The 21,878-nt window shown below is 69.3% G+C and carries 16 protein-coding genes; 4 read left to right on the top strand and 12 right to left on the bottom strand.

All coding sequences use genetic code 11. The annotated features are described in order from the left end of the window. Nucleotides 1-9: 9 nt before the first annotated feature. Together KYK13_RS16565 and KYK13_RS16560 are read right to left on the bottom strand one after the other, a co-directional pair. Nucleotides 10-1,053: a hypothetical protein gene (locus KYK13_RS16565; protein ID WP_223645472.1), complete on the bottom strand. Its 1,044-nt coding sequence runs from the start codon at nt 1,051-1,053 to the stop codon at nt 10-12. A 45-nt stretch (nt 1,054-1,098) separates the two neighbouring features. Next, entirely contained in the window at nt 1,099-2,106 is a 1,008-nt protein-coding gene (locus KYK13_RS16560) for a cation diffusion facilitator family transporter (RefSeq protein WP_223645471.1), read from the bottom strand. 112 nt (nt 2,107-2,218) lie between these two features. Between KYK13_RS16560 and KYK13_RS16555 the strand changes: the two genes are divergently transcribed. From KYK13_RS16555 to typA, 3 genes are all read left to right on the top strand, one after another. After that, complete coding sequence (locus KYK13_RS16555; RefSeq protein WP_223645470.1) at nt 2,219-3,808, top strand: sigma 54-interacting transcriptional regulator; 1,590 nt, start codon at nt 2,219-2,221, stop codon at nt 3,806-3,808. Further along, nucleotides 3,805-4,728, top strand: a complete 924-nt coding sequence (locus tag KYK13_RS16550; RefSeq protein WP_223645469.1) for an alpha/beta fold hydrolase — start codon at nt 3,805-3,807, stop codon at nt 4,726-4,728. The genes KYK13_RS16555 and KYK13_RS16550 overlap by 4 nt, the downstream gene beginning before the upstream one ends. A 163-nt stretch (nt 4,729-4,891) precedes the next feature. After that, nucleotides 4,892-6,742, top strand: a complete 1,851-nt coding sequence (gene typA, locus KYK13_RS16545) for a translational GTPase TypA (RefSeq protein WP_223645467.1) — start codon at nt 4,892-4,894, stop codon at nt 6,740-6,742. Between the two features lie 78 nt (nt 6,743-6,820). Here the strand turns inward: typA and KYK13_RS16540 are convergent, their stop codons facing one another. Continuing rightward, complete coding sequence (locus tag KYK13_RS16540; RefSeq protein WP_223645465.1) at nt 6,821-7,630, bottom strand: hypothetical protein; 810 nt, start codon at nt 7,628-7,630, stop codon at nt 6,821-6,823. Nucleotides 7,631-7,791: 161 nt separating this feature from the next. Here KYK13_RS16540 and KYK13_RS16535 point away from each other — a divergent pair, with 161 nt between their 5' ends. Beyond that, nucleotides 7,792-8,607 (top strand): helix-turn-helix domain-containing protein, encoded by an 816-nt coding sequence (locus KYK13_RS16535; protein ID WP_223645463.1) that lies wholly within the window; start codon nt 7,792-7,794, stop codon nt 8,605-8,607. On the opposite strand, the gene cglE is transcribed toward KYK13_RS16535, so the two are convergent. From cglE to rplC, 9 genes are all read right to left on the bottom strand, one after another. After that, nucleotides 8,604-9,203: an adventurous gliding motility protein CglE gene (gene cglE, locus KYK13_RS16530; RefSeq protein WP_370645422.1), complete on the bottom strand. Its 600-nt coding sequence runs from the start codon at nt 9,201-9,203 to the stop codon at nt 8,604-8,606. The two genes, KYK13_RS16535 and cglE, sit on opposite strands and share 4 nt — an antisense overlap. Before the next feature lie 166 nt (nt 9,204-9,369). Continuing rightward, entirely contained in the window at nt 9,370-11,433 is a 2,064-nt protein-coding gene (locus tag KYK13_RS16525; RefSeq protein WP_223645459.1) for a TonB family protein, read from the bottom strand. 56 nt (nt 11,434-11,489) lie between these two features. After that, entirely contained in the window at nt 11,490-11,777 is a 288-nt protein-coding gene (locus tag KYK13_RS16520) for a hypothetical protein (RefSeq protein WP_120557118.1), read from the bottom strand. Between the two features lie 159 nt (nt 11,778-11,936). After that, nucleotides 11,937-13,382 carry a tetratricopeptide repeat protein gene (locus KYK13_RS16515; protein WP_223645457.1) on the bottom strand — a complete coding sequence of 482 codons (1,446 nt, stop codon included), beginning with the start codon at nt 13,380-13,382 and terminating at the stop codon, nt 11,937-11,939. Continuing rightward, nucleotides 13,379-17,038, bottom strand: coding sequence for a tetratricopeptide repeat protein (locus KYK13_RS16510; protein ID WP_223645455.1), 3,660 nt, complete (start codon nt 17,036-17,038; stop codon nt 13,379-13,381). Before KYK13_RS16510 ends, KYK13_RS16515 begins: the two co-directional genes overlap by 4 nt. Before the next feature lie 260 nt (nt 17,039-17,298). Continuing rightward, nucleotides 17,299-18,837: a tetratricopeptide repeat protein gene (locus tag KYK13_RS16505; RefSeq protein ID WP_223645453.1), complete on the bottom strand. Its 1,539-nt coding sequence runs from the start codon at nt 18,835-18,837 to the stop codon at nt 17,299-17,301. A 2-nt stretch (nt 18,838-18,839) separates the two neighbouring features. Next, on the bottom strand, nt 18,840-20,060 hold the full coding sequence (locus tag KYK13_RS16500; RefSeq protein WP_223645451.1) for an outer membrane beta-barrel domain-containing protein: 1,221 nt from the start codon (nt 20,058-20,060) through the stop codon (nt 18,840-18,842). A 9-nt stretch (nt 20,061-20,069) separates the two neighbouring features. After that, nucleotides 20,070-20,888, bottom strand: coding sequence for an outer membrane beta-barrel domain-containing protein (locus KYK13_RS16495; protein ID WP_223645450.1), 819 nt, complete (start codon nt 20,886-20,888; stop codon nt 20,070-20,072). A 306-nt stretch (nt 20,889-21,194) separates the two neighbouring features. Next, on the bottom strand, nt 21,195-21,863 hold the full coding sequence (gene rplC, locus KYK13_RS16490) for a 50S ribosomal protein L3 (protein ID WP_223645448.1): 669 nt from the start codon (nt 21,861-21,863) through the stop codon (nt 21,195-21,197). Nucleotides 21,864-21,878 lie beyond the last annotated feature (15 nt).

Below are 21,878 nucleotides of genomic sequence, written 5' to 3'. Positions count from 1 at the left end.
CGCGCCCTTCTATCCCAGGTCCCCGCCCGGGTTCGCGAGGAACGCCATGGCCACCGACGCCGACCGGCGCGCCCCCAGCGCTCCCAGCGCCTCCGTGGCCTCCGCGAAGGACAGGGCCTCCAGCGTGTCGCGGGCAACCTGCGTCAGCGGCGGCAGGCCCTCCTCGACCACGGACAAGAGCTCCCCAGCGGGCATGCCCGCCGCCTGGGCCCTCGTCACCAGCGGCTCACGCACCTCCGGAGGCCACGCGCGCAGGGCCAGCGGCCCGAAGGGGCCCGCCCGGTCCACCTTGCGCGCGCCGGCGGCCACGTAGCTGGACAGCCCCCGCGCGGGCCCCGTGGACGCATCCGCCACCGCCACGGCCACGCCCTTCGCGGCGGCCGTCTCCACCACGCGCCGGAGCAGCTCCACGTCCAGCTCGCCCTCGCCCAGCTGTGCGTGCGGCACGCGCAGGAGCCGCACCGGGACCTGCCACTGCGCCAGGCCCTCCAGCAGCGTCGCGCACGCGTCCACCAGCCCGCCCGAGGACAGCTGGGGCGGAGACACCTCCAGTGACAGCTCGCGCTCCTTGAGCGGGCCCACCAGCGCGTTCACCGCCTCCACCGCCTCGTAGGAGCTCAGGCGCGACAGCTCCAACGACACCAGCGCGAAGCCCGCGTCCACCACGCGGAAGAGTCCGTCATTCAGCGCGTCCAGCACGTCCGCGTCCGTGGACACCACGCGCAGGGGACCGGCCTGGAGGAACAGGGGCCGGGTGTGCTCGGCCTCCTGGGCCGCCGCGTGCACCGCCTGCACGAAGCGCTCGGGCGCGCCCCGGTCCGCCAGGGGGTGCGGGCAGCAGAGGCCCAGCACCGCGTCCTCCGCGCGGGCCGCGCGCAACAGGCCCGGCACCGCGCCCTTGGACAGCACCGGCACGCACGGCAGGGCCATGGGCGTGGACTCCAGCGCCCCGAGCAGCTCTCGCGGATCCAACAGGGGCACCCGGGAGCCCGGGCCCACCCTCGACACCACGTTGCCCGGCCGCAGCGACAGCACCTTGTCCAGCACGCTCATAGGAGCCGACGAGAATCCCCGCCCCGCGCGCCTTTCGCAAGGACGTCAGTGCACCTCGCCCAGGTGGGCGTAGGACTCGCTCTCGATCTGGATGGTCGTGTGGTCGATGCCGAAGCGGTCGAAGAGGTCGTGCTTCACCGCGGACAGGATGTCGTCGTTGTTGCAGACCATGGGGTCCGCCACCACCAGGTGCGCGGACAGCGCGTACATCCCGCTGGAGATGGTCCACACGTGCAGGTCATGCACCGCCTGCACGCCCGGCACCTTCTCCATGAGCCCGCGCACCTGCTCCATGTCCACGTGCGGGGGCACCGCCTCCAGCAGCACGTCCACCGCGTCCTTCACCAGCCGCACCGCGCCCACGACGATGATCATGGAGATGGCCACGGAGATGATGGGGTCCACCACGAACCAGCCGGTCCACGCCATCACGCCCGCGCCAATCAGCACGCCCACCGACGACAGCGTGTCCCCCAGCACGTGCAGGAACGCGCCGCGCACGTTCATGGAGTGCGTCTGGTGCAGGAAGCCCAGCGCCGCCAGGTTCGCCACCAGGCCGATGCCCGCCACCAGCGCCATGGGCCCCAGCTCCACCGGCGCCGGCGTGCGCACCCGCTGCCACGCCTCCATCAGGATGAAGATGGTGATGACCAGGAGCAGCACCCCGTTGAGCAGCGCGCTCAGGATCTCCATCCGGTAGTAGCCGTAGGTCTTCTTCAGGTCCGCGGGCCGCCCGGAGAACCACAGCGCCAGGAGGCTCAGCACCATCGCGGACACGTCCGTCATCATGTGTCCGGCGTCGGAGAGCAGCGCCAGCGAGTTGGTGAGGAAACCGCCCACTGCCTCCGCCACCATGATGGTCGCCGTCAGCCCCAGCGCGAACAGCAGCCGGCGGCGGTCCTTGCGCCGCTCCTCCGCCAGCCCCCCCTTGCGGGGACCGTGCGAGTGACCGTGCCCATGGCCGTGCGAGTGCCCATGGTGCGAGGGGTCATGCTCAGGGTCGTGGGAATGGCCGTGCCCTGCCCTGCCGTGTGTATGTGGGGGTGCGCTCACAGGGAACCAGGGTAAGCGATCAGCGCCTTCGTCGGACAGGTGCCGCTGGATTGATTTCGGACAACCCCGTAGATCCGTTGTCCTGATCCGCAACAGGCCGAGGGACGCGGGGATGGACTTCGAGAAGCATCAGAATCTGCACACCATTGTCATGTTGAGGGATGTCATCCGCAAGTGGTGGCAGGTGGAGCTGTCGTTCGCGGACCGCAACGGCGTGGTGCACGACTGGCAGCGCGGGGATTTCATCCCCCCGCCCAACGACTTCTGCCGCCACTCGCTGGGGGCTCGGGAGGGGATGCGGCGGTGTGCCCAGTCGGTGCGGGTGCTCCATGAGAAGTTCAAGGCCGCCAAGAACCTGCGCCGCTCGCTCTTCCACGACTGCCACCTGCGCCTGTCCATCGTGGGTGCGCCGCTCTACATCCGCAACGAGTACGAGGGCTTCCTCTTCGTGGAGGGCTTCGCCCGGCAGCCGCTCACGCCCGGCGACGGACACGTGCTCATGAGCAAGATGCGCGACATCGCGCCCGGGGCGCTGCCGGAGCTGGAGGGCGCGGCGGAGCGCGTGCCGGTGCTGGACGGCTCGGAGCTGAGCAAGCTGTCGGACCTGCTGGAGTTCGCGGTGACGGAGATCGCCAACCAGGAGGTGGAGCTCACGCGCAAGGAGGAGACCATCCAGTCCATGGCCTCCGAGCTGTCCAACCGCTACCGCTTCGAGAAGATCATCGGCCGCTCCGGGGCCATGAACGAAGTCTTCCGCCTGATGGAGAAGGTGGCCCACTCCGACTCCACCGTCCTCATCAACGGCGAGTCCGGCACGGGAAAGGAGCTGGTGGCGCGCGCCATCCACCACAACGGCCCGCGCAAGGACAAGCCGTTCGTCGTGCAGAACTGCTCCGCCTTCAACGACAACCTGCTGGAGAGCGCCCTCTTCGGCCACACCCGCGGCGCCTTCACCGGCGCGCTCAAGGACAAGAAGGGCCTCTTCGAGGTCGCGGACCAGGGCACCTTCTTCCTGGATGAGGTGGGCGACATGTCCCCTGCCCTCCAGGTGAAGTTGCTGCGCGTGCTCCAGGAGGGCACCTTCCTGCCCGTGGGCGGCACCCAGTCCCGCGAGGTCGACGTGCGCGTCATCGCCGCCACCCACAAGGACCTGGCCGAGCTGGTGAAGCGCGGCGAGTTCCGCGAGGACCTCTTCTACCGCATCAACGTCATCCGCCTGCAGCTGCCGCCCCTGCGCGAGCGCAAGGACGACCTGCCCGTCCTCATCGACCACTTCCTGCGCAAGCACCACCGCGAGGGCCAGCGCGCGCGGGGCCTCGCGCCGGAGGCCCTGGCCATCCTGGGCGCGTACGCGTGGCCCGGGAACATCCGCGAGCTGGAGAACGAAATCGAACGGCTCCTCGTGCTGGGAGGCGAGCTGGAGGTCATCCCCGCGGAGCTGCTCTCCAGCCGCATCCGCGACGCGGTCGTCCCCGGAGGCGGGCCGTTCATCGCCCCTCGCGCGCACGGCAAGCTGCATGAAGCGGTGGAGTCCCTGGAGAAGGAGATGATCCACCAGGGCCTGGTGCGCACCCGCTACAACAAGAGCCGGCTGTCGCGGGAGCTGGGCATCAGCCGCTCCAACCTCCTCCTGAAGATCTCCCGCTACGGGTTGGACAAGGGCATCCCCGAAGGCATGGACACGGACGAGGCAGAAGCGTGAGCGCACCCCAGGGACAGGCGGTCTCCTTCCGGCAGGACTCGCTGCGGGTCCCGGACGGCGCGGACCTCTACTACCAGGTGCGGGGCAGCGGGGCCCCGGGCATGGTGCTGTGCGACGGCCTGGGCTGCGACGGCTTCGCCTGGAAGTACCTCCTGCCCTACCTGGGCCGGCGCCACCGGGTGCTGCGCTGGCACTACCGGGGCCACGGCAAGAGCACCGTCCCCACCGACCGCACGCGCATTGGCATGGCGTATACCTGCGACGACCTGGCGCGGGTGATGGACGCGGCGGAGATGGACAAGGCCGTCCTCTTCGGCCACTCCATGGGCGTGCAGGTGGCGCTGGAGTTCCACCGCCGCTACGCGCGGCGCGTGGAGGGGCTGGTGCTGGTGTGCGGCAGCTACGGCATGCCGCTGGACACCTTCCACGACTCCACGCTGCTCAAGCGCATCTTCCCCACCCTGAGGTCCGCGGTGGAGCGCTTCCCCCGCCACGCCGCGCGCATCGTGCACGGGGCGCTCACCACGGAGCTGGTGGTGCAGCTGGCCATCCGCCTGGAGATGAACCCCGACCTCATCGCGCGCAACGACCTGGCCCCCTACTTCACCCACCTGGCGCGCATGGACCCCGTGGTGTTCGTCCGCACCCTGGACTCGCTGGCCAACCACACCGCCGAGGACCACCTGGAGCACGTGGACGTGCCCACCCTCGTCGTCGCCGGGGAGAAGGACCGCTTCACCCCCGGCTGGCTGTCCCGGAAGATGGCCGAGCGAATCCCGGCCTCCGAACTCCTGATGATTTCCGAGGGCACCCATACCGCCCCACTGGAAGTCCCGGGCCTCGTGGAGCTGCGGGTGGAGCGCTTCCTCAGGGAGCGGTTGGGCGTGGAGACGGCCCCGCCCGGCCCCCAGGCCGGGTAATGGCCGGTGGCAGGGGGGCTTGATTGTTTACCTGCTGGACACCCGCCTTCATTGCAGGTGGGAAGCCCCCGGCATATAAGCCCCGGCCTTCCGGGTTCCGGTGGGATTGAGATTCCCCGCTCCGGGCGTGTCTCCTCGCACCTTTTTCCGTCAGTTGGTCCGCATGATCTCTCGCGAAAACATCCGCAACGTCGCCATTGTCGCCCACGTCGACCACGGCAAGACCACCCTCGTCGACCACCTGCTCCGCCAGGCGGGAACCTTCCGCTCAAACGAGCACGTCGCTGAACGGGTGATGGACTCGAACGACCTCGAGCGCGAGAAGGGAATCACCATCCTCGCGAAGAACACCGCTGTCTCCTACAAGGGGAAGCAGATCAACATCATCGACACCCCGGGCCACGCCGACTTCGGTGGCGAGGTGGAGCGCGGTCTGCGCCTGGTCGATGGCGTCATCCTGCTGGTGGACGCGGCCGAAGGTCCCCTGCCCCAGACGCGCTTCGTGCTCAGCAAGGCGCTGGCCATGGGCCTGAAGACGGTGCTGGTCATCAACAAGATCGACCGCCAGGACGCCCGGGCCAAGGACGTGCTGGACCTCGTGTACTCGCTCTACATCGACCTGGGGGCGAACGAGGAGCAGCTGGAGATGCCGGTCCTCTACACCATCGCGCGCCAGGGCCAGGCCTCCACGTCGCTCGAGGTGCCGGGCAAGTCGCTGGAGCCGCTGTACGACGCCATCATCAACCACATCCCGCCCCCGCCCGCGCCGCCGGCCGAGCAGACGACGCTGCAGCTGCTCGTCGCCAACCTGGACTACGACGACTACGTGGGCCGCCTGGCGGTGGGCCGCGTGCAGGCGGGCCGCATCACCCCGAACATGCCCGTGTCCGTCGTCCGCGAGGGCGGCAAGGTGCAGCAGGGCAAGGTGGTGAAGCTGTTCGGCTTCTCCGGCCTGAAGCGCACGGAGATCCCGGACGCGGGCCCCGGGGAGATCGTCTCCATCGCGGGCATCGAAGAGATCTCCATCGGCGACACCATCGCGGACTTCGAGAAGCCCGTGGCGCTGCCGCGCATCACCGTGGACGAGCCCACGATGATGATGATCTTCAAGGTCAACGACGGGCCGCTGGCGGGCAAGGAGGGCAAGTACGTCACCTCCCGCAACCTGCGCGAGCGCCTGTACCGCGAGGCCTACCGCAACGTGGCCGTGCGCGTGGAGGACACCGCGACGCCGGACGCGTTCCGCGTGGTGGGCCGTGGCGAACTGGCGCTGGCGGTCATCATCGAGAACATGCGCCGCGAGGGCTACGAGCTCACCGCCTCCAACCCGGAGCCCATCACCAAGGTGGTGGACGGGCAGACGCACGAGCCCATGGAGCTGCTCTTCTGCGACGTGCCGGAGAACAGCGTGGGCGTCGTGACGGAGCGCCTGGGGCCCCGCAAGGGCCGTATGACGGACATGCAGCAGCTGGGCTCGGGCCGCACCCGCCTCCAGTTCCGCATCCCCGCGCGCGGCCTCATCGGGTTCCGCTCGGAGTTCCTCACCATCACCCGCGGTGAGGGCATCATGAGCAGCCAGTTCGACGGCTTCGAGCCGTGGTTCGGCCACATCCCGAAGCGCGCCAACGGCGCCATGGTCTCCGACCGCCTGGGCGACACGGTGCCCTACGCGCTCTTCAGCATCCAGGAGCGCGGCCAGCTCTTCATCGGCGCGGGCGTCACCGTGTACGAGGGCATGATCATCGGCGAGCACGCGCACCCGTCCGAGCTCAACGTCAACTGCTGCCGCGAGAAGAAGCTCACCAACATCCGCGCCGCGGGCCGCGACGAGAACGTCATCCTCGTGCCGCCCAAGGAGATGAGCCTGGAGAAGGCCCTGGAGTGGATCGCCGACGACGAGCTCGTCGAGGTGACGCCCAAGTCCGTGCGCATGCGCAAGAAGGCGCTGGCCGTGGGCGAGCGCTACCGCGCCGAGCGCGACCGCAAGCGCGAGGAGCGCGCCGAGGCGGAGTAGTCCCCGCCGCGCGAGCCTCCTGAAGCATCCAGGGGCCGTCACCTTCGCGGGTGGCGGCCCCTCTTTCGTGCCCCAGGCCTAGAAGCCGAAGCGGACGAGGCGCGCGCGGTACGGCGGGGAGTTGCTCCGGTACGCCTGGTCGTCCCAGCCCTTGAACTCCACGTCGTCCAGGAGCCGCTCCGTCTGGCCGTGGAGGGTGACGGCGTTGATCAGCGGCACGCTGACGGAGCCCACGTTGCGGTCCGCGAGCCGGTTCTCCGGATCCAGCGCCTCCTGCCACCCCTGGGAGCAGCTGTCGGTGAAGAAGCAGCCCCGGGCGCACGCGGCCCTCGAGTTGTATGAGCCGTGCTTGTTCACGGCCACGTAGACGCGCGGCGCGCCCCGGTACTCGCCCGCGTATTCGAGCTGCGCGTAGTCGTACCAGCCCGACGCGTCGCACACCGTCTCCAGGTGCGCGGTCAGGAAGGCCTGATCCAGGTACCAGCGGCCGTCGGCGTCGCAGTGCACGTCCAGCACCTGGAACTCGGAGTCCCCGTCGTGCGCGAAGACGTTGAAGACGCCCAGGCTGGGGATGCCATGGTCCTCGAAGTACGCGTCCAGGTAGAAGATGCGCAGCGCGTGCGACGCGGAGTCGAGCGGCCGCGCCGCGAAGTACGGCCGGCGCGCCACGCCCTTCTCCCCCCGGGCAATCCAGAGCGTAGGCATGAAGGCCGCGGCCACCTGGAGCTCGCACCCGTCGCTCACGCCGTCGTGGTCCTCGTCCGGCCCCTGGCCCCAACACGCCTCCGCGGACGGCAGGTCCGGGATGCCCTGCGCGAACACGGGGACGGACAGCAACGACAGCACCAGCACCCACACGCGAGCGTGGAAACAGAGAACGGGAGACATGTGCTTACCTGGAAAGAACTGCGAGAGTTCCTTTCAGGGTGAGCACACGGCCGACGGAGCTGAATCCGCCCGCCGGAGCGGGGCGCGTGTCCGCCGTCTATCGAAGCGGTAGTAGAAGCGCGCACGGGCGGCAGCGTCCGGCGCGGGAGGCGGTACGGCCGATGGAGTCGAACGCGGGCAAGCCTCGGGGCCTGTTGTACCCCCGTCCGGACTCCCGGCACTTCGAGCACGTGCGCGTCCTGCCCTCGGAGGATCTGCGCCCGTGGGTCGAGCACTTCTGGGCCGTGCGATGGGACCTGCGCGGGCAGCCGCCGGCGCTTCCGCAGACGCTGCCGCATCCCTCCGTGCACTGGGCCTTCCAGGACGGCACGTCGCGCGTGGGGGGCGTGAACCCGGGCCGCTTCTGCATCACGCTGGAGGGCCTGGGCGGCGTGTTCAGCATCAAGTTCCGCCCCGGTGGCTTCTTCCCCTTCGTGGGCACGCCCATGTCCGCCCTCACGCGGCGCACCGTCTCACCGGGCCCGCTGCTGGGCCCGGAGGCGCTGGCGTTGGAGGCGGCCATCCTCGCCACCGACGTCACGCGCGACGCGGACCGTGAGCGCATCGCCCTGGCGGAAGGCTTCCTGCGGGCTCGCAGGCCTCGGGCGGATCCGAACGTGGCGCTCGTGCAGGGGCTCGTCGCGCGCATCCTGGAGGACCGCGCCGTGACGAAGGTGGAGGACCTGCTCACGCCTGGAGGCCCCAGCCTGCGCACGCTCCAGCGGTTGTTCAGCCGCTACGTGGGCGTGAACCCCAAGTGGGTCATCCAGCGCTACCGCCTGCACGAGGCGGCGGAGCGGCTGTGCGAGTCACCACCCCCGGAGCTGGCCCGGCTGGCGCTGGAGCTGGGCTACTTCGACCAGGCCCACTTCATCCGCGACTTCCGGCGCATCGTGGGCCGCACGCCCGCCGGATACGCCCGGCAGGCGGCACGCTAGAATGTGTACTTCACGCGCGGGAACACCGCGAACGACATGATGTTGGGCCCGACGATGTAGCGGCCGAGCAGGTCCGCGCCCACGGAGAAGTGGTCGAGGGACGTCGCGTACTCGATGCCCACGCCCAGGCCGGCGTTGAAGGCGTTGATGGACTGGCCCGGATCCCCCTTGTCCGGATCCACCGGCCGCGGCTCCAACCGCGTGTAGCCCGCAACCACCTTGGGCGTCAGGTAGAAGCGGTGGGCCAGCGGCACGTGGTACGCGGCCGTGAGGTCGCCAAAGGCCACGGTGAAGTTGTCCGAGAGCGCGCAGACGTTGGAGTCCGGCAGGTAGCCCGCGAAGCAGTTCTGCGCGGAGGAGCCCAGGCCGAAGTGGGCCCCCAGCGAGATGCGCTCCGTCAGGTCATACCCGATGCCCAGCTGCAGGTACGACTGCGCGTTGGAGTAGGAGTTCGCGCCGCCCACCGTGAAGAAGACCCCGACGTCGGTCTCGGTGTAGAACCCCCGGCGCGGCTCGAACGGCACGCCCTCCGGTGGCGTGGCCCCCAGGGCCGGCGTCGCCAGCGCGAGCGCGGCCAACAGCAGCGACTTCCTCACGACTCCTCCCGTCACGTTGTCCTCCTGCCCCCCTCGCACTCCGGGAGGCAGTGGCTCGGACAGTAGTGATGCCCGGCACGAAACGGCAGCGGGGAAAAATGAAAATGGCGTGGACCGTTTCGTCCACGCCACTTGGGTCTTCCAGTCTACGAATCGCGTCCGGGCGCTACTCCGCGGCGTCCGCGCCCGAGGGCGAGAACAGCCACGGGTACGTCACGTTCACCACGCCGCCGCCCTTGGGCTCCGGGAACTTCCAGCGGCGGATGCGGGAGATCATGCACTGCTCCGCAGGAGTGCTGCCCAGCGTGGACTCGGACACGCTGGCGTCGGCCACCGCGCCCGCCGGGTCGATGGTGAAGGCCACCGCCACCTTGCCGGCCAGCGACGGGTTCTTGTTCAGCTCCGACTCGTAGCAGTACTTGATCTCGTTCTGGTGCCGCCGGATGACCTTGGCGATGACGTCCTTGTCCAGGCCGCCAATCACCGTCGTCTTGCCGGGGATGACCTTGGTGACGGACTTGCCGCGGCCGCCCAGGTCGATGCCGCCGGAGCCGCCCGTGCCCCGGCCGGTGCCCTGGGTGCCCAGGCCGCCAATGCCCAGCGCCGTGCCACCACCGCCGTTGCCCGTGCCGCGCGAGCCCAGGCCCCCCACGCCGTGCGCGTCACCCATGGCCGCGCCGCCCTTGAGGCCGCCCAGCGAGTTGTTGATGCCGGTGCCGATGCCGCCCGGACCGAACACGTCGGAAGCGCCGCCCTTCATGCCCTTGAGCGCGCCCAGGAGGCCCACCTTGCCCACCACCTGGCGGTCCTTCTCCTTCTTGGACTTGTCCACCACCGGGGTGCCCGGCTTGGAGGGCGCGGCCTCCTCCTGCTTCGCCTCCTGCTTGCCGAACTTGCCCTCCTCGTCCTTGGCCTTGGCCCCCTCCTCCACACCGGAGAGCTGGAGCTTCTTCGCCTCCACCTTCTTCTCCGGGGCGATGAGGAACTTGGCCACGCGCTGCTGGGACTCGAAGACGTCGTCCGCGGAGCGCGTCTCCGTGTGCGGCGTCAGCACCATGGCGGTGACGAACGCGGCGGCCGCGAGGATGCAGATGGCGGCGATCTTGAAGAAGCCGAAGTCGCGGTCCTGGAGCGACGTCGCCAGGATGGCCGGCGAGGGCTTCACGTAGCGCAGCACGAACGCCAGCGTGCCCAGCGACACCTCGGCCCGGTCATGCAGGCCCAGGGTGAAGAGCTGCTCCTGGTCCGGCCCGGCGCCCGTGAGCTGGCCCGCGGCGCGCAGCGCGTCCTTGGTGCGCACATCGCCGTTGTTGGTGACGAACACGCCGGAGCCCGCCGGAGCGCGCACCTCCAGCTTGTCGCCCTTGCTCACCGCGAGCACGTGGCTCTTGCCCACCTGCGGCGAGTACACGGTGAAGGTGTTCTTCGCGCCCTCGCCGATGGTGACCGGCGCGCCGTCCTTGAAGTGCCGGACCTCCAGCATCTGGTCGCCCCAGAGCATGGCCACCTGCAGCACCTTCGCCTCCGGCGTGGGCCGGGCGTCCAGGGGCAGGGGCTCCTGCAGGTGCGGCGGAGGCTGCGGCTTGCGGGCCGCGGCCACCTGGGGAGGCGTGGCCTTGCGCGCCTCCACTGGAGGCGGCGGAGGGCCGAACACCGGCGTGGACGTCACGTTCGTGGACACCTGGGTGCCCATCGCGCCCACCGGAGCGGAGCGCGGCGTGCTCACCGCGCCCATCACGTTGGCCGCGGGCGCGGCGCTCATCGCAGGCCGCGGAGGCGGGGCCTGCCGCATGTTGGGCGGCACCGGAGCCGCGTGCGTCGCCGAAGCCGGGGGCGCCGGGGGCGGCATCACCGGGCGCTGCTGGAACGCGCCGGGCTGCGCCACCGCCGCCGCCGGAGCCGCCGGCCGGGGCGCGTCACCGAAGAGCACCTCCACCCGCGAGGTGCCCACCGTGAGCACGTCCCCCGGCTTGAGCGCCGTGGGGATGATGAGCTTCTGCCCGGACACCTGGGTGCCACCTTCACTGCCCAGGTCGATGGCCGTCACGGAGCCATCGTTGTCCACCTTCAGCATCACGTGGAGGTTGGACACGCGCGGATCCTGAATCTTCACCGCCGCCTGGGCGCCCGACCCCACGATGACACTCTCCGCCTCCGAAACCGTCTCCTGGGTGGAGCCGTCCGGAGTGGTGATCCGAAGCGTCAATCCGTTTTTTTTCGCCGCCGCCATGAAGTTCTTCCTTCTTCCCTTCCCGTCCCGAAAACGTTCAACGCCACCTGTGCCGTCTAGAGATTGTCCGCGGACTTCTGAAGTTCCGGGTCGAAGTTCTCCCGGACCTTGATGAGGCTTTGGAAATCCGTCTTCTTGCGGTTGAGGACGTAGGAGCCTTCCGGCTTGGTGAGCTCGCCCTCCACCGCCACGTCCGTGAAATCAATCACCGTCTTCTTGCGGTACACGGTGCGATCCTCCTCCTGGATGATCTTCACCGAGTCCTTGCCGCTGTCCTGCGCCAGGGCGGGAGCCGCCACCCCCAGCCCGCCCACCATCACCATCGCTGCCAGCAGTCGTTTCATGTGATGTCTCCGCCAAGGCCCGCTTCAAGAATTCCAATGCAGGGCTCGCACCAACTCCAAGTCCCTGGATTCTAAGGGAGCCGCCCGGTCGCTTGCACCTGGGCGGCTGGAGGTGGGAAGAAAGTTCTCGTCCTTCCCGCCAGTACGACTGTTGTTTCTTCAGGGCGTTGGAGCAGGCGTCGGAGCCGTCTGTCCATTGTCAGACGCTTCGTTGGCGGGCGCCGCCTCAGGCGCGGCCGTGCCCTCGTCCGCCGGGGCCTCCTGCTCGGGCGCGTTGGGGTCCTGGGGCAGCTGGTTCATCACGGACGAACCCGCGCCTCCCGTGGCCTCCGCGTCCTTCTTGGGCTCGTCCTTCGCCTCCGCCGTGGCGGCCGGCGGCGGGTTCTTGAGCATGTTCTGCAGGCCGTTCACCTTGGCGGTGATGAGCTGCTTGTCCTGCTCGGAGGTGGAGGACAGCCCCTTGCAGCGGTCCAGGAACGCGATGGCCTTCTCGAAGCCCGCGCGGTCCGCGGCGTATGCCCAGCCCGCGCCGCACACCGCCTCCGGCTTGTCCGCGGCGCGCGCGAGCACCTTCTCGAACGCCTCGCCCGCGGCGACGCCCTTCTTCGGATCCAGGCCCTTCTGGCCGTCCAGCGCGTACGCCAGGTAGAGCTGGCCCTCCAGGCCGTCGGGCTCCAGGGCCAGGGCCTTGGTGAAGGCCCGCTCCGCGCCCGCGTAGTCGCGGTAGCTCAGCGCCAGGGCGCCCAGGTTGAGGTGGCCGGGCGCGAAGTTGTCATCCAGCGACACGGCCTTCTGGAACTGGGCGAGCGCGCGCGGACGGTCCTCCATCTTCAGGTAGATCATCCCCAGCGTGTTGGAGATGGCCGGGTCGTCCTGCGCCACCTTGCGCGCGTTGATGATCAGCAGCTCCGCCAGCCGGTACTGGCCCCGGTCGTACGCCACCAGCGCCAGCGTCTTGTACGCCTCCGGGTTGTCCTTGCTGCGAGCGAGCACGCGCCGGCCCGTGGCCTCCGCCTCGTCCAGCTTGCCGGCCAGGCGGTACGTCGCGGCCAGCGCGTTGAGCACCGGCTCGTCGTGCTCGTGGCCCGGCGTCTGGAGCGCCTTCGTGTAGAGCGAGATGGCCTCGTCCAGCTGGCCCTCGTGCCGGCGCATCAGCCCCAGGTTCATCACCGACGGCGTGTGCGCCGGATCCAACGCGAGCACCTGCTCGTACGCCGCGCGGGCATCCGCGGGGCGGCCCTGCTTCTCCGCGATGACGCCCAGGTTGAAGCGCGCGTTGAGCGCCTTGGGCTCCTGCGACACGACGTCCTCGAAGCCCTTGCGCGCGCCGTCCAGGTCCCCGGCCTCATAGGCCTTCAGGGCCTGCGCGAACCGGCCGTTGGCGTCGCCCTTCTCCACCGGAGCGGGAGGCGGCGCGGCGGGGACGGTGGCGGCGGGCTTCTCCACCGCGTTCATCGCGACGGGCGTGGGCCTGGGCCCCGTGGCGCAGGCCGTGGTGAAGGCGAAGGCGAAGGCCCCCGCCAGGAACATGCGCTTGGTGCGAAAGCCTTCCATCCCCGTCCCCTTCCACTGGCTGCTCATGGCGATGCTGTGGTTCGTCTTCACGGCTGAACCCCCTCGAGCGACGCGGTGGGCTCGGGCTTCGCGGCCTCCGTCCCTTCCGGCGTGGCTGCGGGCTTCGCGTTCTCCGCGGGCGCGGCTTCCGGCGCGGCGGCGGGCTGGGGCTCCGCGGAGGCGCTGGCGGGGCCGTTGAGGTCCTTCAGCACGCCCGAGGCGATGCGCGAATCACTGCTGCCCCGGTACGTCACCGGCCTCACCTGGGCGTAGACGCCCGGACGGAAGCGGTTGAGCTGGTCCTGCGCGGCCAGCGTCCACTCGCTGTAGATGCCCAGCTCGTAGGCCTTCTGGAGGCCCTTCTCCAGCGCCTCGCTGGACTTGTCCTCCAGGGGCAGCGCCAGGTTCTCCAGCTCGCCGCGGTACATGCTGAGCTGCTCGTCGTCCAGACCGGAGGGGTCCGGCGAGTCCAGGATGTTGCGCGCGAAGTCCGCGTACGCGAGGCCGATGCGCGTCAGCGCCGCGATGCCCCACTCGCCGGAGCCCGTGGCGAGCACCGCCGCGTACTCCTTCTCCACGCGCTGCATCTCACGCTGCTTGTTCGTCAGGTCGCGGCGGATGGTGGAGACGCGCGTGAACTTGATGTCCGAGAAGCGCTTCCACGTGGGCTCCAGCGCCAGGAAGCGCGCGTGGCCGTACGCGTTGAGCACCGCGGTGTCCTTGCGCACGTTCTCCGAGAGCCGGGTCCAGCCGCGCACCAGGTCGTCCTGTGCCTTCTCCTGGCCGCGCACGTCCCGCATCTTCTGGTACGCGAGCATCTCGTGGTACCGCGCCAGGTACGCCTGGCCCGCGGCGGTGCGCGAGTCGCGGCCGTAGTCCTCCACGAAGCGGTTGAAGGCGCGGGCCGCGTCGCCCCACTTCTTCTCCTTCTCCCACACCAGGCCGATGGAGAAGGCCACCTGGGGCACGTCCTTCCGGTCCCTGAAGCGCGCCAGGTAGCTGTTCCACGCGTTGACGGCCTTCTGGGACTCACCCAGGCCGTCGTACCAGACGCCCGCGTTGAAGAGCGCGTCCGCCACCCACTCGCCGGCGGCGTCCACCTGCGCCTTGCGCTCGGCGGCCTTCTGCGCGCGCTTGGAGTCCGCGTCCTCCGCGGCCCCCGGCGTGTCGTCCTTCTTCGCGACGGCGGTGGGCTTGGCCTTCGGCTCCTTGGTCTTCTTCGCCTGCGCCTCGCGGGCCTTCATCGCCGCGTCGTAGGCGGCCACGAAGGACTCGGACATGGCGGCGGCCTTCTTGAACTCGGCGACCTTCTCGTAGAGGCCGGACAGCGTGTAGCGCGTCTTCAGTTCGAAGTTGCTGTTCGGGTACTCCTTGAGGACGCGCTCACCGGCGGTGATGCCCTTGTCCACCTCACCGGCCTCCTGCGCGATGACCATCGCGTAGGTGAGCGCGCGGTCCGCGTTCTCCGACTTGGGGAACTCCGTCACGAAGCGGAGGAACTCCTCGGCGGCCTTGGCGGGGTTCTTCTCCTTCTTGTAGACGACCTCGTCCACGTACTTGTACTGGCTGCCCTCCACCACGCGGGCCACGCGCTGGGCGAAGTCCGAGCCGGGCTTGGACAGCTTCTTGTTATTCAGGAACTTGCGCGAGAGCGTGTTGAGCTCCTGCCACTCCTCGCGGCTCTCCAGCACGTACATGGTCAGGTCCGCGGCGTCGCGCGAGCGGCGCTCCTCCGGGAACTTGTCGATGATCTCCCCGAAGCGGCGGGCCGCGTCCACGAAGTGCGCGCGGTCGTAGAGGATGACCGCGGCCTGGTAGCGCAGGTCGATCTCATCCTGGTTGCCCGGATACAGGTTGTTGTACGTGTCGCACGCGGCGACCAGCCGGTCCTCGAACTTCGTGAGCGGCTGCTCGGCCTGGTCCTTGGCGTCGCGCTTCACCAGCTTCTGCTTGGCGACGTCGCCCTTGTCCTTCTTCTCGTCGACCTTCTGGCCGTCCTTCAGGTCGCTCTTGGAGAGCTGGCCGCGCTCGATCTTGACGAGCTTGTCGTAGGCGAGCACCGCGTTGTACGCGGCGGACTTGCGGTAGGACTCGTTGGAGACCTCCTTCGCGGAGTCGCGATCCGGAATCTTGAACGCCACCACGGCGTCGTACTCGGCGGCGGCGGCCTCCCACTCCTCCAGGGCCCAGAGGATTTCCGCGTAGAAGAAGCGGATGTTGAACGCGGAGTCCGCGACGAACTCCGGGTTGTCGCTGGAGGCGAACGCGTCCACGTACTGCTTGTAGATGTCACGCGCGAGCCGGTAGGTCTCCACCTGGCGCGTCTTCTGCGCCTCCTGGTGGTACTCCGTCACCATCACGCGCATGGCCTCTTCGGTGACGCTGAAGGCGTTGCGCAGCACGCCCGCGTTGCTCGCGTTGGCGGTCCACCACTCGCCACCCGGGCGGTAGAGGTCCACCATCCGCTTCATCTCCTTGCGGACCTGCTGGCGCTGGCGCAGGCCCTCGTACGCGCGCACCACCGCCTGCTGGTACTCCGGCGCGTTCGCGCCCATGGGCGCGTCGTCGATGAGCGTGCGGTACACCAGGATGGCGCTGTCGAAGTGGCCCGCGTCCACCAGGCCCGCGGCCGTCTTCGCGAGCAGCCGGCCCTGGCGCTTCGGCGGAGCCTTCTCCTTGAAGTAGGCCAGCGCTTCCTTCGGCTGATCCAACTGGACGTAGAAGACGGTGAGGTCGTTGAGGGCCTCCGTGCGCAGGTCGCCCAGCTCCGCGCCGTGCTGGCCCGCGTAGTCCACCACCTCGTGCAGCTTCTTCAGGCCCGCGTCCAGGTCGCCCGCGTTGTAGTCACACCAGGACAGCTTGTAGGTGGCGTAGGCGTAGATCTTGGGCACGCCGGAGTCGCGCGCCTTCTGGTAGTTCTCCTTCGCGGGCGCGAGCTTGTTGTTGTCGAAGTAGTGGTTGCCCAGCTGGATGTACGCGTCCGGGACGAACTGCGACTTCGGGAAGTCGCGGATCAGCTCCTCGTAGCGGGCCACCGCGTCCTGCTTGCGGTTGAGCTCGTAGAGGTTGTAGCCCAGGGAGAAGAGGACCTCGTCGCGGGCCGGGTAGTCCGGGTACTCGCTGAGGATGGCCTCGTAGATGCGCATCGTCTCCGCGCGGTAGTGCTCGGACTCGCGGTGGTCCTGCTCCGGCGGCGTGGCCTTCTCACCGCGCGCCACGGCGGCGTCGTAGGCCTTCTCCGCCGCGAGGAACTTCTCCATCTCCAGCTGGTAGAGGTACTTGGACTTCTCCCAGTAGAGCTCCGACAGGCGGTACTGCATCTCCGCCTTCTGCGTGGAGGTCTCCTGCAGCTTGGGGATGAGGCGCTTGAAGCCCTCGATGGCCTCGTCGCGCTTCTTGTCCGCGAGCGCGTTCTTCTGGGAGTCCGCGATGCGCGGCGTGTCCGCGAACTTGGCCGTGGCGGGCTTCACCCGCGCCGGGCCCTTGCGCATGTCCTGGGGCGCGACGCCGGGCGGCAGCTCTGCCTTCTTGGCCTCCTCCTTGTCCTTCTTGCTCGCGGCCTCGGCCTTCCTGGCCGCCGCCTTCGAGGAGGACTTCTTCGTCGCCACCTTGCGCGGCGGTGCCGTCTCCTCCGCCGCCTCCCCCACCCCACCGGCCGCGAGCGCGACGCCCACCGCCAGTGCACCGAACCGAAGAACCACCTTCATGCGAGCTCCTGGAGAACCGCGCCTCGCCTGTCTGGGAAAACTTCTGCCCATCTGGGAGGGACGACGGAAAGTAGACGCGGGTACCCAGATTGAGAAGTGGCCCGGAACGTGCCTTGTGCCCCGCCGTACGCGATCAGTCCGAGCCAACTTCCAGGACTCAACATCAAGTGAAGAGGCCCCATCCCCCGTGACAAACGCACGGTGGCGGGGCCTCTTGGGTGTTTCTCACGGGCGGCCGGGTGCGCCCGGCTCCTACTTGCCTACTTCTCCTGGCGAGCGGGGCAGCCCCGCTTGAGCGTGTACTGATAGTAGCCGATCTCGTCGATCCAGAACTCGCCCTGGAAGCGCCAGTAGTTCCACGCCGCGCCGGGCATCTTCGGGCGGTAGAGCGTCTGGCGGGACAGCAGCGCCTTCTGGTCCACGCCCTCGGAGAAGAGGTCCTTCTCATCCAGCGCCGTCTGCACGCGGATGATCTCCGCCTGGTCGGAGAAGGTGCGGAGGTTGTCCGCGGCCTCCTGGATGCGGTTCTTGGCGAGCGTGCCGCCCACCTGCAGCAGCGTGGTGCGGATGTCCTCCAGCGACGCCACCGTCTGCGCGGCGAACGGCGTCCCGCGCCACGGGCCCTCGCTGATGGCGCGCTTCTCCTGGTCCACGCGCGCCAGCGTCCGCATCACCTCACGGATGCGCTCGTTGTTGCGGATCCACAGGTACACCGCGCGCGGCAGGCGGCGGTTCTCGGAGGCCACCAGGTTGAACGCCTGGATGGGCGCCACGTCCTCGCCGGTGAAGGGCTCCAGCTGCCGGGCCATGGGGCCGTAGCGCTCGTCGAACGCGGCGAGCGTCGTCTTCACCTCGTCGTAGAGGCACGAGTAGTAATAGACGGTGGCCTTGAGGATCCACGACTCGGGCTGGAAGGCGCCCTCGAACTGCGGCGCGTGCAGCGCCTGGAGGCTGCCCAGCGCCCCGCCGAAGTCCTCGTTCTGGAAGCGGGCGAAGCCGTTCTCGAAGAGGGCCTGGTCCCAGAAGCGCGCGTAGCGGGGCACGCCTTCGTAGGCCTTCACCGCCTCCGCGTACTCGCCGCGGCGGTAGTGCACGCGGCCGAGGCCCAGGAGCGCCAGCTCACGCGTCTCCCGCAGCTCCACCTGAGGCTCCTTCGCGTTCAGCACGGCCTGGAACGCGGCGAGGGCCTCCTGGTCCAGCGTCTCCCCTTCGCCGGGACGGCCCGGGAAGCGCGGATCGGCGAGCACCGTGCCCAGCAGATAGCGGGCCTTCGCGTAGACGCGGCTGTCCGCGGGCACGGCCTCCAGCAGCGCGCGGGCCTCCTCGAAGCGCATGCGGCGCTGGCTGGCGGTGCCGACCAGGTAGTTGATGCGCGCGAGCACCTCCTTGGGCAGCGTGGCCCACTGGTCGCGCACTTCATCCGTGTAGGCCTGGTTGAGGATGCTGGGGATGAGGTTCTGCTCGTCCAGCCGCTGCTGCATGTCCACCAGCCCCTCGATGGCCTTGAGGTACGAGGGGTGCTTGGGGCCGGCGTTGACGATGGCCGCGTAGGAGATGAAGGCCGCGACGGGCAGGTCCTTCTTGGCGAGGGTCTGCGCCAGGTAGAACTCGGCCTTGCCCTTGAGGTCCGCGTCCTCCCCTTCCGCCAGCTTCGCGAAGAGGGGGGCCGCGGTGTCGAGCTGGCCCGCGTTGAAGGCGGACAGCGCGCGGTTGTAGGTGCCCACGTCCTGCTGGGCGAACGCGACGGCGGGCACGGCGAGGGGCCCGAGGACGACGAGGAGTCGGAGCAGTCGGGACATGGCTAGAAGAGCACCGAGAAGCCAGCGTAGAAGCTGACGTTGTTGAGGACGTCCGACGAGGGCTCGGCGACGAGGTCCCGCCCGAGGATGATGTCCTCGCGGTAGTTCTTCTTCGTCTTCGGGTCCACGCCGTCGAACTTGGACACCTGGCAGCTGCCGCTCAGGGTGAGGCCGCTGAAGGGCTCGTTGGCGGCGCGCGCGGCCTCCAGCGCTTCGAAGTCCGCCAGGTTGCAGCCGTCCACCTTGTCCACGCGCGCGGTGTAGATGAGGTCGCGCACCTCCAGGCGGAGGGCGTAGCTCTCGCCGAACTGCACGCGGAAGCCGCCGCCCACCTCCCCCAGGAACTTGTTGCCCGTGTCGCCGAAGCGCGCGGGCACCCGGAACGTCTGTCCATCCACCTCGTTGGACACCTCCGGGCGGATGAGGTGGCGCGTCTTGCCAATGCCCGCGCCGCCTGACAGCACCACGCTGAACTGCGCCAGCGAGTTGTTGAAGAAGGCGAACTTGCCGTAGAGCGGCGTGACCTCCACGCCCGCGGTCGCGCCCCACTGGAGCAGGAGCGACGACGCGGCCTGGGCCTGCTCGCGCACCTTGTCGATGAGCTCCAGGTTGAAGTCGCTCTCGTCGGAGTACCAGTTGTACTGGCCGCCCACCTGGAGGGCGAAGTTCTCCTGCAGGTGGTAGACGTAGTTCAGCGCGGTGCCCACGTGGTTGGTGAACTTGCCGTTCACCTGCACGGCGGCGGGATACAGCACCAGCTCGTGCTTGCCCTCGTCCGCGAAGCGCTTCTTCTGGACGATGTGGACGTTGACGTTCGGGTTGTAGAGCGGCGCGCCATTCACCAGCCGCTGCTGCTGCGCGTCCGTGGTGCGCGGCGCCTCCCCCGAGTCCAGGACCGGCGCGTCCGACGGCGCGGTGGCGGCCGGAGCCTGCGCACCGGTGGACTCCGGGGACGGGGTGGACGGCGTGCCGTCCGTGTCGTCGTCGTCCGGGGTGGCGGGCGCGGACGGTGTGGCCGGCGCGGCTTCAGGCTGGGACTGGGGCACCACGGGCGCTGCGCGCTGGGTGCGCTGGCGCTCCGGCGGTTCCGTGGGTGAAGGTGAGGCCGGCGCGGTCGCATCCGGCCCCGGAGCGGCCGGCGGCTGCGCCGGAGAGGCGCCTTGCGCGAACGCGAGGGCAGGCACCGCGGCAACGAGGAGCGCGATGGAACGGAAGGGTCGCATAGGAATGGGTCAGAAGGAGAAGGTGTAGCCGAGGTCGAACTGCACCAGGTGCGTGAGGCCCGGGCTGCTGGCGGGCTCACCGGTGGGCCGGCCAGCCTCCCAGTCGTCGCGCAGCAGGTTCACGCGGTAGCTGTCCCTGAAGATCCAGTCGCGCAGCTCCAGCCGCACGCCGTGCTGCTCGTTGATGAAGAAGCGGAAGCCCAGCGCGGCGGACACCACCGGCGCCACGCGCGACTCCTTCACCCAGAAGTTCTCCGTGGCGCTGCCCCGGTCATCCACGGACGTGCGGTTGTCACAGACGCCCGCGGCCCGGTCCACCACGCGGGTGCACTGGATGACGGACTGGCGCTTCAGGTTGGTGAGGCCGCCGCCCGCCCAGAGGTACGTCTGGAAGTGCACCGGGATGTCCGCGACGAGGCTGATCTTCCCGTAGATGGGCGCCCACCTGGCGCCGACGACGCCGTGCAGGCCCATCCGCCACATGTCCTCCAGCTCGTCCGTGACGCGCTTGTCCTCGCGGTCCAGGAAGGACTCGGAGATGGAGCGCGCCAGGCCCGTGTTGCGGCTGGCGGCGTAGCCCGCGCGTGCTTCCAGCGCGAAGGTGTCGAACAGGTTGTAGGCCAGGCCGACGTCGAAGAAGTAGTGCGCCGTCAGGTGCGTCTGCACGGGCAGACCCACGGACAGGGACAGCTCCGGATGGCCCGCGGGCTTGTAGAGCCGGTTGCGGACGACCGCCGTGTCCAGGACGCCGTCTTCCTGTGCGGCGGCGCCGAGCGCCGTCAGCGAGAGGCTCAGCGCGGCGAAGACGCGAAGCGTGCGTGCGTTCATATCTCCTGCCCGGCCCGGGGGTGGGCCGTTGGGTGATCCGGTCGCGTCCCGTCTCCTGCGACGGCGAGGCACCGGCGTGGGACAGCGATGTGAGCACGGCGCCCATCCACCGCAAGCGGATCCCAGCGGGAGTCGGTAAAGTTTTCGCCCTTTGGCGCCAGGGCGACCAGCACTCAACGTTTCCAGGCGGAGATGCGCCTCACGCCCGGAAACGACGAACGCCCCGCCCGGCCACCCGAAGGTGCCCGAAGCGAGGCGTCGAATGGGGCGTTGCGTGAAACGCCCCGGCGCTGAAGCGACCGCGAACTAGCGCGCGGCCTTGTGCTGCGCGCGCATGGCCACCTTGATGGAGGGGCGCACGATGACGATGCCGTCGTTGTGGCCGGGGACCGCGCCCTTCACGAGCACCAGGCCCTTCTCCACGTCCACGTCCACCACGGTCAGGTTCTGCGTGGTGACGCGCTCGACGCCGTAGTGACCCGGCATCTTCTTGTTGGGGTAGGTGCGGCCCGGCGTCTTACGCTGACCGATGGCGCCCGGGTGACGCTGATACTCGTGCGTACCGTGCGTCTTGGTCTGCGAGCCCTTGAAGCTCCAGCGGCGCATGACGCCGGAGAAGCCGCGGCCCTTGGTCACGCCGGTGACGTCCACCAGCTCGCCCTTGTTGAACATGTCCGCCTTGATGGCGTCGCCCACGTTGAAGCCGGCGGCCTCCTCGGCCGTGACGCGGAACTCACGCAGGTGGCGGCGGGGGGACGCGCTGGCCTTCTTGAAGAAGCCGAGCTGCGGCTTGTTCAGGACCTTCTCGCGAACCTCGCCGAAGCCCACGGTCACCGCGGAGTACTCATCCTTCTCCGGGGTGCGCTTGCCGACCACCAGACAGGTGTTGACGTCGATGACCGTCACCGGAACGAGGTTGCCCTCGTCGTTGAACACCTGGGTCATGCCGATCTTCTTGCCAATCAGACCCTTCACGTCGTCCTCACAGCG

It is taken from the genome of Corallococcus sp. EGB (assembly GCF_019968905.1).
Classification (GTDB): domain Bacteria; phylum Myxococcota; class Myxococcia; order Myxococcales; family Myxococcaceae; genus Corallococcus.
The sequence above is the reverse complement of the archived record's forward strand: the minus strand, read 5'-3'. Positions and strand labels throughout refer to the sequence as shown.